This window comes from Sphingomonas sp. Tas61C01 (genome assembly GCF_052567495.1).
In genome coordinates this window covers 221,341-231,478 of sequence record NZ_CP199583.1, presented here as the reverse complement: position 1 = coordinate 231,478, position 10,138 = coordinate 221,341, and the positions used below count along the sequence as shown (strand labels likewise).

13 protein-coding genes are annotated in these 10,138 nt (G+C 66.5%); all 13 read right to left on the bottom strand.

Features of this window, described 5'->3' with window-relative positions; genetic code table 11:
- Nucleotides 1-12: 12 nt before the first annotated feature.
- The gene (locus ACT009_RS01070) at nt 13-855 is read right to left on the bottom strand and encodes an NADH-quinone oxidoreductase subunit C (protein ID WP_445192560.1); all 843 of its coding nucleotides are present in this window, start codon (nt 853-855) and stop codon (nt 13-15) included.
- Nucleotides 852-1,391 carry a NuoB/complex I 20 kDa subunit family protein gene (locus ACT009_RS01065; RefSeq protein ID WP_445193968.1) on the bottom strand — a complete coding sequence of 180 codons (540 nt, stop codon included), beginning with the start codon at nt 1,389-1,391 and terminating at the stop codon, nt 852-854. Before ACT009_RS01065 ends, ACT009_RS01070 begins: the two co-directional genes overlap by 4 nt.
- Before the next feature lie 35 nt (nt 1,392-1,426).
- Nucleotides 1,427-1,801 (bottom strand): NADH-quinone oxidoreductase subunit A, encoded by a 375-nt coding sequence (gene ndhC, locus ACT009_RS01060; protein WP_445193967.1) that lies wholly within the window; start codon nt 1,799-1,801, stop codon nt 1,427-1,429.
- 130 nt (nt 1,802-1,931) lie between these two features.
- On the bottom strand, nt 1,932-2,744 hold the full coding sequence (locus tag ACT009_RS01055; protein ID WP_445192559.1) for an inositol monophosphatase family protein: 813 nt from the start codon (nt 2,742-2,744) through the stop codon (nt 1,932-1,934).
- A gap of 150 nt (nt 2,745-2,894) precedes the next feature.
- Complete coding sequence (gene efp / locus ACT009_RS01050) at nt 2,895-3,458, bottom strand: elongation factor P (protein ID WP_445192558.1); 564 nt, start codon at nt 3,456-3,458, stop codon at nt 2,895-2,897.
- Between the two features lie 66 nt (nt 3,459-3,524).
- Nucleotides 3,525-4,103: a M23 family metallopeptidase gene (locus ACT009_RS01045; RefSeq protein WP_445192557.1), complete on the bottom strand. Its 579-nt coding sequence runs from the start codon at nt 4,101-4,103 to the stop codon at nt 3,525-3,527.
- Between the two features lie 4 nt (nt 4,104-4,107).
- Nucleotides 4,108-5,109 (bottom strand): L,D-transpeptidase family protein, encoded by a 1,002-nt coding sequence (locus ACT009_RS01040; protein ID WP_445192556.1) that lies wholly within the window; start codon nt 5,107-5,109, stop codon nt 4,108-4,110.
- Between the two features lie 245 nt (nt 5,110-5,354).
- Complete coding sequence (gene thiE / locus ACT009_RS01035) at nt 5,355-6,035, bottom strand: thiamine phosphate synthase (RefSeq protein ID WP_445192555.1); 681 nt, start codon at nt 6,033-6,035, stop codon at nt 5,355-5,357.
- Nucleotides 6,036-6,042: 7 nt separating this feature from the next.
- Nucleotides 6,043-6,951, bottom strand: a complete 909-nt coding sequence (locus tag ACT009_RS01030) for a class I fructose-bisphosphate aldolase (RefSeq protein WP_445192554.1) — start codon at nt 6,949-6,951, stop codon at nt 6,043-6,045.
- A 138-nt stretch (nt 6,952-7,089) separates the two neighbouring features.
- Nucleotides 7,090-7,368, bottom strand: a complete 279-nt coding sequence (locus ACT009_RS01025) for a ribbon-helix-helix protein, CopG family (RefSeq protein ID WP_445192553.1) — start codon at nt 7,366-7,368, stop codon at nt 7,090-7,092.
- A 41-nt stretch (nt 7,369-7,409) separates the two neighbouring features.
- Nucleotides 7,410-8,600 (bottom strand): phosphoglycerate kinase, encoded by a 1,191-nt coding sequence (locus ACT009_RS01020; protein WP_445192552.1) that lies wholly within the window; start codon nt 8,598-8,600, stop codon nt 7,410-7,412.
- On the bottom strand, nt 8,597-9,058 hold the full coding sequence (locus tag ACT009_RS01015) for an MOSC domain-containing protein (protein WP_445192551.1): 462 nt from the start codon (nt 9,056-9,058) through the stop codon (nt 8,597-8,599). The genes ACT009_RS01020 and ACT009_RS01015 overlap by 4 nt, the downstream gene beginning before the upstream one ends.
- 11 nt (nt 9,059-9,069) lie before the next feature.
- Nucleotides 9,070-10,074, bottom strand: a complete 1,005-nt coding sequence (gene gap / locus ACT009_RS01010; RefSeq protein WP_445192550.1) for a type I glyceraldehyde-3-phosphate dehydrogenase — start codon at nt 10,072-10,074, stop codon at nt 9,070-9,072.
- Nucleotides 10,075-10,138: the final 64 nt, after the last annotated feature.

Sequence of the window (10,138 nt, the reverse complement as noted above, 5' to 3'; positions counted from 1 at the left end):
TGGCAGGAGCGTTCACTGGTTCTGCCCTTCCTTCTTGCTGGGCACGACGTCCGGATCGGCAGGCTTCGGCCCCGCATGCGGGTGCGGCTTGCCTGCGCCGGTTTGCGCGGTGCTCGTCGCATCGGCCTTGGCATAGGGCTCACTGGACGCCGTCGGCGCCTTGGCCGCACTCTGCGCCGCATCCGCCTTCACGATCGCGTCGGCGCTGAGCGGCGTCTGCGCGCCCTTCGCCTCTGGCAGCGCCGCCTTCTCGTCGCCGGGCAGGACATAGGCCGCCCCTTCCCACGGGCTCATGAAGTCGAAGCTGCGGAAATCCTGCGCCAAGCTGATCGGCTCGTAGACCACGCGCTTGGCTTCTTCCGAATAGCGCATCTCGACATAGCCCGACATCGGGAAGTCCTTGCGCAGCGGATGACCGCGAAACCCATAGTCGGTCAGGATCCGGCGCAGGTCCTGGTTGCCCGTGAACAGCACGCCGTACAGATCGTAGATCTCACGCTCCAGCCAGCCCGCGACCGGCCACAGCCCGGTAACCGACGGCACCGGCTTGGCTTCGTCGGTCGAGACATGGACATGGAGCCGGTGGTTGCGGGTCAGCGACAACAGGCAATAGACCACCTCGAACCGCTCTTCGCGGCCCGGATAATCGACCCCCGCAATCTCCATCAACTGCTGGTATTCGAGACCCGGCGTGTCGCGCAGTGCCGCGAGCGCCGCAACGACCGCGTCGCGCTCGACATACAGCGCGATCTCGCCGACCCGCTCGACCGCGTCGATCAGCGACGCACCGAGCGTGGCGCGAACCGTGTCGATCACACCGTCGTTGCTGGCAAAGGCAGGGGCGGACGCTCTCACCGGGCGATGCTCCCGGCGCGGCGGATCTTCCGCTGCAGCTGCATGATCCCGTACAACAGCGCTTCCGCGGTCGGCGGACAGCCCGGCACGTAGATGTCGACCGGCACGACGCGGTCACAACCGCGCACGACGCTGTAGCTGTAGTGATAATAGCCGCCGCCATTGGCGCAGCTGCCCATCGAGATGACGTATTTGGGCTCCGACATCTGGTCGTAGACCTTGCGCAGCGCCGGTGCCATCTTGTTGCACAGCGTGCCCGCGACGATCATCACGTCCGACTGGCGCGGCGACGCGCGCGGGGCCGCGCCGAACCGCTCGAGATCGTAGCGCGGCATGTTGACGTGGATCATCTCGACCGCGCAGCACGCCAGCCCGAAGGTCATCCACCACAGCGACCCGGTACGCGCCCACTGGAACAGGTCCTCGGTCGAGGTGACCAGGAAGCCCTTGTCGTTCAGCTCGCCGTTGAGGCTGTCGAAATAGCCCTGGTCTGGCGCGATCGACAGGCCATTCTCGGGATTGTTGACCAACCCGATCGGACCGGCCGACCCTATCGATCCAGGATGTGCCTCTACTCCCAATCCAACGCTCCCTTCTTCCACGCGTACACCAGGCCGAGCGCCAGTTCGGCGATAAAGATCATCATCGATATCCATGCGGTCCATCCAAGCGAAAAAACGCTTACTGCCCAAGGATATAGGAACGCCGCTTCGAGATCGAAGATGATGAACAGGATCGCGATGAGATAAAATCGAACGTCGAACTGGCTGCGCGGATCCTCGAACGCGGGGAAGCCGCATTCATACTCGCTGAGCTTCTGCTCGTTAGGCTGGTGCGAGCCGGTAAGGCGCCCGACCAGCATCGGCAGGAACACGAACGCGCTCGACAGGAGCAGCGCGACGCCGAGGAACAGCAGGATCGGCAGATAGAGTGACAGGTCGACCAATGGGCTTCTCGCAAGTGCGAACAATGAAGGTCGCTTTAGGCCCGTGGCGGAGGGGGAGCAAGGCCGCGAGGCGGTGAGAATCACTCGCAGTTGGGCGACCAAACTCCTCCCCCGCCAGGCGGAAACGCTCTTACCGAAGCGCGTTCGCCAACAGCTTGTGCAGCTTGGAATGCAGCGCATCGTTGGCGGCGAGGAACTCTCCCCGCTCCATCGACCGGTCGCCGCCACGGAAATCCGTGACGAACCCGCCCGCTTCCTTGATCAGCAGCACTCCCGCCGCGACGTCCCATGGTTGCAGCGAGGATTCCCAGAAACCGTCGTACCGCCCCGCCGCGACCCAGGCGAGATCGAGCGACGCCGCGCCGATCCGGCGGATCCCCGCCACCTCGGGCGCGACCGCGCCGAAGATCCGGCTCCATTCCGCGAAATTGCCGTGGCCCAGAAACGGGATCCCGGTCGCGATCAGCGCATCCGCCAGATCACGCCGGGACGACACCCGCAGCCGCTCCGATTGCACCCAGGCGCCGCGACCCTTCTCCGCCCAGAAGCTCTCGTCGGTCAGCGGCTGATAGACCATCCCGGTCGTGATCTCGCGCTTGCCGTTGGGCATCGGCTCCTCGACCGCGATCGAGATCGCGAAGTGGGGGATGCCGTGGAGGAAGTTCGTGGTGCCGTCGAGCGGATCGACGATGAAGCGCGGCTTGCTGGGATCGCCCGCGATCTCGCCGCGCTCCTCCATCAGGAACCCCCAATCGGGGCGCGCGCGCGACAGCTCCTCGTAGATCGTCTGTTCGGCGCGCTTGTCCGCGACCGACACGAAGTCGGCGGGCCCCTTGCGGCTCACCTGGAGCTGCTGGACCTCGTTGAAGTCACGGCGCAACCGCGGTGCCGCCTTGCGCGCGGCACGATCGATCACGGTCATCAGGCCGGAATGGCTGGGCATTTCAATTACTCGCTTCCCCTCTCCCGACGGGAGAGGGAGGGGCCCGCCGCCGTCAGGCGGTGGGAGGGTGAGGGCGAGCGAGGGATATCACCCTCACCCGACCTTCGCTACGCTCGGCCACCCTCTCTCGAAGGGAGAGGGGAAAGACGCTCAGTCGGCACGCCGCACATAGGTCTGCTCGTACACGTCGACGACGATCCGGGTGCCCGCACCGATATGCGGCGGCACCATCACGCGGACGCCGTTCTCGAGGATCGCAGGCTTGTAGCTCGACGAGGCGGTCTGCCCCTTCACCACCGCGTCGGCCTCGACGATCATCGCCTCGATCGTGTCGGGCAGCTGCACCGAGATCGGGCGCTCGTCCCACAGCTCCAGCACCACGTCCATGCCGTCCTGCAGGAACGCCGCGGCATCGCCCAGAATGCCTGCGTCGAGCGTGATCTGCTCGTAATTGTCCTTGTCCATGAAGGTCAGCGCATCGCCGTCCTTGAACAGGAACTGGAAGTCCTTGGTGTCCAGCCGTACCCGCTCGACGCTCTCGGCGGAGCGGAAGCGGACGTTGTTCTTGCGTCCGTCGATCAGGTTCTTCAGCTCGACCTGCATATAGGCGCCGCCCTTGCCGGGCTGGGTGTGCTGGATCTTAACCGCGCGCCAGATGCCGCCTTCATATTCGATGATGTTGCCGGGACGGATGTCCACGCCGCTGATCTTCATGGATCTACCTACTGCAAAGAGCGAGTGCCGCGTGCGGCAATCTGCCCGGCGACGAAGAGGCGGGCTTTAGCCGCCCGTCCCGCCAGCGGCAAGCATGGGGTACGGATCGACGTCCTCGCCCTGATACCAGCGCTCCCCGGGCTGCATCCGGGTGGTGCTGAAATGAAGATGATAATTGCCCGGTCCGGCATCCCCGGTGTCGCCGACATAGCCGATCGTCTCGCCCGCCGCGACGCGCCGCCCCTCGCTCAGCCCCGGCGCATACTTCGCGAGATGCGCATAATAATAGGTCCAGCGCCGATCGGGCGAGCGCACATAGATGGTGGTGCCGCCAAGCCCACTCTCGAACAGCTTCTCGACCGTGCCCGATGCCGCGGCGACCACCGGCGTGCCCGACGGTGCCATGATGTCGAGCCCGTGATGCGTCCGCGTCCCGCCGCCGCGTTCGTCGCCCCAATTCCGCACGAGCTGACTCCGCCTCACCCCCGCGACCGGCACCGCCAACCGGCCCGGCACATCCACCGAGGCCGGCGCCGCGGCGACCTTAGCGGCACGCCGCGCCGCGCCCCCGAACGTCGTCATCGATACGAACGCGGCGACGATCAGCGCAATGAACCCGATGATGAACCAGCCGAGCTTGGTCATGACGTCACGGCTTGAAGACCGCCTTGGTCCCGGGCTTGATCATCATCGACAGCCGCGCCGCATCCCAGTTGGTCAGCCGGATACAGCCATGGCTCTCCGCACGCCCGATCGTCTCGGGATTGGGCGTGCCGTGGATGCCGTAATGCTCCTTCGACAGGTCGATCCACACCACCCCGACCGGACCGTTCGGCCCCGGCGGCAGCATCGCGGGATCGTCGTCCTTCTTCGCATCCCAGAACAGATCGGGATTATAGTGGAACTTCGGGTTGTAGTCGGCGCCGTTGATCTTCCACGTGCCGATCGGCAGCGGATCCTTGCTCGATCCCATCGTCGCCGAGAATTGCGCGATCAGCTTGTCGTTCTTGTCGAGCACCCGCAGCACCGCATCGGACTTGTCGACGACGACGTGATCCGCGGTCGGCTGGTTGGCATCGACATTGAGCATCGCCAGCGTCTGGCGCCAATCGCCGCGCAGCTTGGGGTCATAATCGCGCGACGTCGGCAGCGCGTTCGGCACGACGATCCTGTTGCCGACCTTCAGCCGCGTGTCGGGCGAATTCAGCGCGATCAGCACCGCCGGCGTGGTGTGGAACATCTCGCCGAGCTTCTCCATCGGCGTCCGGTAGCCGATCGACGGCAGCTTGGCCTGGAGCGCATAATCCTTCGGCAGCGGATTCACATAGGGGCCCGCCAGAATCTCACGGGTCAACGTCACCGCCGCAACCGGCCGCGTCGCGCGATACTGATACAGCGCGCCGAGCGTCCTCGCATCGGCCTTCCCCGTGATCGGCAATCCGCGCGATTCCTGGAAGCCCTTCAACGCCGCCACCAGCGACTGCCCGCCGCGCCCGTCCAGCACGCCCGGCCCGAAGCCGAGATGATCGAGGATCACCTGCACGTGGAGGATCGACCGATCGACCGGCGGGATCGTGACCTTGGGCGCCTGCGCGAACCCCGCCACCGCCGATGCGGCGATCGCCGCGGTTCCGATGACCGATTTCCACATAGCCCGCTCCTCAACCGTTACGCTGCTGCAAGGAACGGCTCGGGTGCCGATTGGCTCCCTACTCCGCCTTGAGAGCGTAACGAATTGGATCGCCCTCACCCTTCCGGCGCTTCGCGCCTCCCTCCCTCTCCCGCCGGGAGAGGGAAGGGGCCCGCCCGGCGCAGCCGGGTGGGAAGGGTGAGGGTGACAGGCGTTGAGAGGGAAAGCCCCTAGGCTACTTCATCACCCCGCCCCAACGACGCACCTTAACCCCCGAGGATCGCCGCAAATGCCTTCACCGCCGCAGCCTCGTCCCCGCCCCAGACCGCGTGCGAAACGGCAATGAAATCCGCCCCCGCCGCGATCAACGGCGACGCGTTGGCCGGCGTGATCCCCCCGATCGCGACGCACGGCATCTCGAACACCGCCGACCACCAGGACAGGATCGACGGCTCCGGCCGATGCGTCGTCGCCTTGGTCGTCGTCGGATAGAAGCTGCCGAACGCGACATAGTCCGCCCCCGCCTCGCCCGCTTCCATCGCGAAGTGGCGGCTGTCGTGGCAGGTTACCCCGATCTGCGCGGTCGGGCCCAGCGCCGCCCGCGCATCGCGCGGGTCGCCATCGTCCTGGCCGAGATGGACGCCGTCCGCCCCCAGCCGCTTCGCCAGCCCGACATCGTCGTTGACGATGAACGCCACGTCGCGCGCCGCGCAGATCGCCTGCAACGGTTCGGCCAATGCCGCGGCGACATGCTGGTCGACATCCTTCACCCGGAACTGGAACGCCGCCACCGGCCCGGCGTCGAGCGCGCGCGCCAACCGATCGGGAAACGTGCCGCCGACGTCGATCGGCGAGACGAGATAGAGCTGGCACGGCGGCCGCCGATCGGCACGCCTGAAATTGGCGGCGAACTCAGGATCGAGCGGGCCGAGCGGGTCCTCGGTCACGCCGGGATCACTCCTGGCCCTTGTAGATGCGCACCAGCCGCTCGAGCATCGCCAGCGCCTCGGCACGCGGCCGCTGGAAGGTGTTGCGGCCGATGATCGAACCATTGCCGCCACCGTCGCGGATGTCGCGCGCGTCCTGGAACACCGCGTCTGCGCCCTTCGATGCGCCGCCCGAGAAGACGTTGATCCGGCGCCCGGCGAAGCTCGATTGCACGACGTGCTTCACGCGCTTGGCCATCGTCGACCAGTCGCCGTCCTTGTAGACCGACACCGCTTCCTTCTGCTCGATATGATCGGTCGGCAGCTTGGTCTTGATGATGTGCGCGCCGAGCAGCGCCGCCATGTGCGCGGCGTAGGCGCCGACGTCGAGAGCCAGCTCGCCGTCCTTGGACAGGTTGCCGCCACGCGGATAGGACCAGATCACCGTCGCGATGCCGACCGCCTTGGCCTCCTCGCTCAGCTCGCGGATCTCCTCCATCTGCTCGAAGATCTGTTCGGAGCCGGGATAGATGGTGAAGCCGATCGCCGCGCAGCCGAGCCGCAGCGCGTCCGACACGCTGCCGGTAACCGCCTGGTCGATCGAGGTCGCCCAGCTGTTCGAGCTGTTGACCTTCAGGATCGTCGGGATCCGCCCCGCGAAGGTATCCGCCCCCGCTTCGAGCATGCCGAGCGGCGCCGCGAACGCCGACAGCCCGGCATCGACCGCGAGCTGGTAATGATAATGGGGGTCATAGGCGTCGGGGTTGATCGCGAAGGATCGCGCCGGTCCATGTTCGAACCCCTGATCGACCGGCAGGATGACCAGCTTGCCGGTGCCGCCGAGATGCCCCTGCATCAGGATACGAGCGAGGTTCGCCTTCACCGCCGGGCTGGTCGCCTCGTACTTGTCGAGAATGGCGTTTACCTGCGGCGTCATCGTAATTCCCCTGCGTGCTGCTTCATCTCGGGTGCTCGTAGCGAGCGCCCGCTGCCACCGCAATCGGCGGGATCAGGCACGGTCTCCGATTGCTCAGCAAGCCGGGCGCGCTTCCTAGGAGCAGGATATCAACAAGTCTCAAACCGGCGGCCCGTCGGGTCCCCAGTCGTAGCCGCCATCTTCCTCGTCCAGCATCTCGATGAATGCCCGGTCCATTGCGTTGCCCCAACGGCGATCGTCCTCGGTCTCGCTGGCGGCGATCACCTGTGCGGCATGCCGAATTTCCTCGTCGATGCTTTCGCGCTCCAGCCGCTCCATGATCCATTCACGCACGATGACGCTCTTGCCGCGGCCTGTCGCCGCCGCATGTCGCGCAAGCCGCTCCTCGGCCTCTATCGGCAGTCGTATCCCAAGCATGACACACCTTTATCCAACATGTTGAAGGTGCGTGCTTGGGATCACCGCGTCAACGCGGCCACCCCCGGCAGTTCGCGGCCTTCCATCCACTCCAGGAACGCGCCGCCCGCGGTGGAGACGAAGGTGAACTGGTCCGCCACCCCCGCCTGGTTGAGCGCGGCGACGGTGTCCCCGCCCCCGGCGACCGAGACCAGGCTGCCGTCCTGCGTCAGCGCCGCCGCGGTCCGCGCCAGGCTGACCGTGGCAACGTCGAATGGCGGCGTCTCGAACGCGCCCAGCGGCCCGTTCCACACCAGCGTCCGGCAGTTCTTCAGCACGTCGCCGAGCGACTCGACGGCGGCGGGGCCGACATCGAGGATCATCTCGTCCGCCGCCACCTCATGGACATTGACCGTCCGCGTCGCCGGATTTGCCCTGAACTCCTTCGCCACCACCACGTCATACGGCAGGTGCACCGTGCAATCGGCGCGATCCGCAGCTGCCATGATCTCGTCGGCGACGCTCGCAAGATCATGTTCGCACAGGCTTTTGCCTACATTCACTCCACGTGCGGCGAGGAAGGTGTTGGCCATCCCGCCGCCGATGATCAGGTGATCGACCCGCCCGACGAGATGCTTCAGCACGTCGAGCTTGGTCGATACCTTGGCGCCGCCGACGACCGCGGCGACCGGGTGCTCCGGATTGCCCAGCGCCTTTTCCAGCGCGATCAGCTCGGCCTCCATCGCCCGTCCTGCAAAGGCCGGGAGCACGTGCGCGAGCCCCTCGGTCGACGCATGCGCACGGTGTGCAGCGGAGAAGGCATCGTTCACATAGAGATCGCCCAGTCTCGCGAAACGGGCGACGACGTCCGGATCGTTGCGCTCTTCACCGCCGAAGAATCGGGTATTCTCCAGGATGGCGATGTCGCCCGGCTGCAGCGTCGAGACCGCTTCGTCGGCGCCCTCCCAATCGATATAGCGAACCTCGCGACCGAGCACCGCGGCATAGGGCTCCGTGAGCATCGCCAGCGACATCTCCACCGTCGGCACGCCCTTCGGCCGCCCGAAATGCGCGAGCAGCAGCACGATCGCGCCGCGGTCCGCCAGCTCTGTGACGGTCGGCAAGGTCGCCCGCAGGCGGGTGTCGTCGCTCACCCGGCCGTCGGCCATCGGCACGTTCAGATCCTCGCGCACTAGCACGCGCTTGCCGGAAACCTCGCCAATATCGTCGAGCGTCTTGAATGGCTTGGTCATGGTTCCTCGATCCTGATCTGATCACCGACTCTGATCGTTCCGCCGGCCTTCACACGGGTGCAGGCCCCGCCCCGCCAGTCGGGCATCAGCGCCGCCTGCAACCCCGGCGCAACCGCGTCCATCCGCTCGCACGGCGCGCATTCGATCGTGATCGCGAGCACGACGTCCGCTCCGATCCGCAGCAGCGTGCCCGGCGTCTTCGGCAGATCGAAACCGTCGAGCAGCAGGTTGGCGCGGCGTTGCTGCCACGGGATTTCGCGGTCGATCTCGGCGGTCGCCGCCGCCCAATCGCCTCGTTCGATCAGCGTCACCTGCCGGCGACCTCGCCCGCCTGGCTTCACCCGCCCGCGGTAATCGCCGTCGAGGCCGCCCTCCGGCGTCACCTCGACCATTTCGATCACCTCCAGCGGGCCCTTCGGCACCGCATGCCGGGCGATCCCGATCACGGTGCCGCTCATCGCGTCAGCGCCTAGAGGAACTTGGCCATCGCGGTGGCGGTGTCGACCATGCGATTGGAGAAACCCCATTCATTGTCGTACCAGCTGACCACGCGGACCAGCTTGCCGTCGATCACCGCAGTCTCCAGGCTGTCGACGGTCGACGACGCCGGGGTGTGCATCAGGTCGATCGACACCAGCGGCTCGTCGGACCAGTCGAGCACCCCGACCAGCGGTCCGCTCTCCGACGCCGCCTTCAGGATCGCGTTGACCTCGTCGCGGGTGGTATCGCGCTTCGGGGTGAAGGTCAGGTCGACCAGGCTGACGTCGGGCACCGGCACGCGGATCGCGGACCCGTCGAGCCTGCCCTTCAACTCCGGCAGCACCTCGCCGACCGCGCGCGCCGCACCGGTCGTGGTCGGGATCATCGACATCGCCGCCGCGCGCGCACGGCGCAGGTCGGGATGGATCTGGTCGAGGATCTTCTGGTCGTTGGTATAGGCGTGGACCGTGGTCATCAGCCCGCGCTCGATCCCGATCGCGTCGTTCAGCACCTTGGCGACGGGTGCCAGGCAGTTGGTGGTGCAGGACGCGTTCGATACGATGACGTGCTCGGCGGACAGCTTCTCGTGGTTGACGCCGTAGACCACGGTGAGATCGACGCCCTTGCCCGGTGCGGAAATCAGCACGCGCTTGGCGCCAGCCGTGAGATGCTTGCCGCACGACTCCTTGTCGGTGAAGAACCCGGTGCATTCCAGCACGATGTCGATGCCGAGCTCGGCATGCGGCAGGTTCGCGGGGTCGCGCTCGGCGGTCACGCGGATGCGCTTGCCGTCGACGACCAGGTCGTTGCCCTCGGCCGACACCTCGCCCGGATAGCGGCCATGGACACTGTCGCGGCTGAACAGCCAGGCGTTGGATTTGGCGTCCGCCAGGTCGTTGATCGCGACCAACTCCAGCTCGCCGCCCTTTTCGAGAATGGCCCGTGCGACGAGGCGACCGATCCGCCCGAAGCCATTGATCGCAACCTTCGTCATTCGCCGTCTCCTCGAAAGCCGGTTCCCCGGTCGGCCGCGCGGATATCGCGGCGCAGCAAGCGGC

Coding starts and splice junctions, on each gene's coding strand:
- ACT009_RS01055 (WP_445192559.1), bottom strand. CDS start 2,744: ATGCCCAGCCATTCCGGCCTGATGACCGTGATCGATCGTGCCGCGCGC.
- efp (WP_445192558.1), bottom strand. CDS start 3,458: ATGAAGATCAGCGGCGTGGACATCCGTCCCGGCAACATCATCGAATAT.
- ACT009_RS01045 (WP_445192557.1), bottom strand. CDS start 4,103: ATGACCAAGCTCGGCTGGTTCATCATCGGGTTCATTGCGCTGATCGTC.
- ACT009_RS01040 (WP_445192556.1), bottom strand. CDS start 5,109: ATGTGGAAATCGGTCATCGGAACCGCGGCGATCGCCGCATCGGCGGTG.
- ACT009_RS01030 (WP_445192554.1), bottom strand. CDS start 6,951: ATGACGCCGCAGGTAAACGCCATTCTCGACAAGTACGAGGCGACCAGC.
- ACT009_RS01025 (WP_445192553.1), bottom strand. CDS start 7,368: ATGCTTGGGATACGACTGCCGATAGAGGCCGAGGAGCGGCTTGCGCGA.
- ACT009_RS01020 (WP_445192552.1), bottom strand. CDS start 8,600: ATGACCAAGCCATTCAAGACGCTCGACGATATTGGCGAGGTTTCCGGC.
- ACT009_RS01015 (WP_445192551.1), bottom strand. CDS start 9,058: ATGAGCGGCACCGTGATCGGGATCGCCCGGCATGCGGTGCCGAAGGGC.
- gap (WP_445192550.1), bottom strand. CDS start 10,074: ATGACGAAGGTTGCGATCAATGGCTTCGGGCGGATCGGTCGCCTCGTC.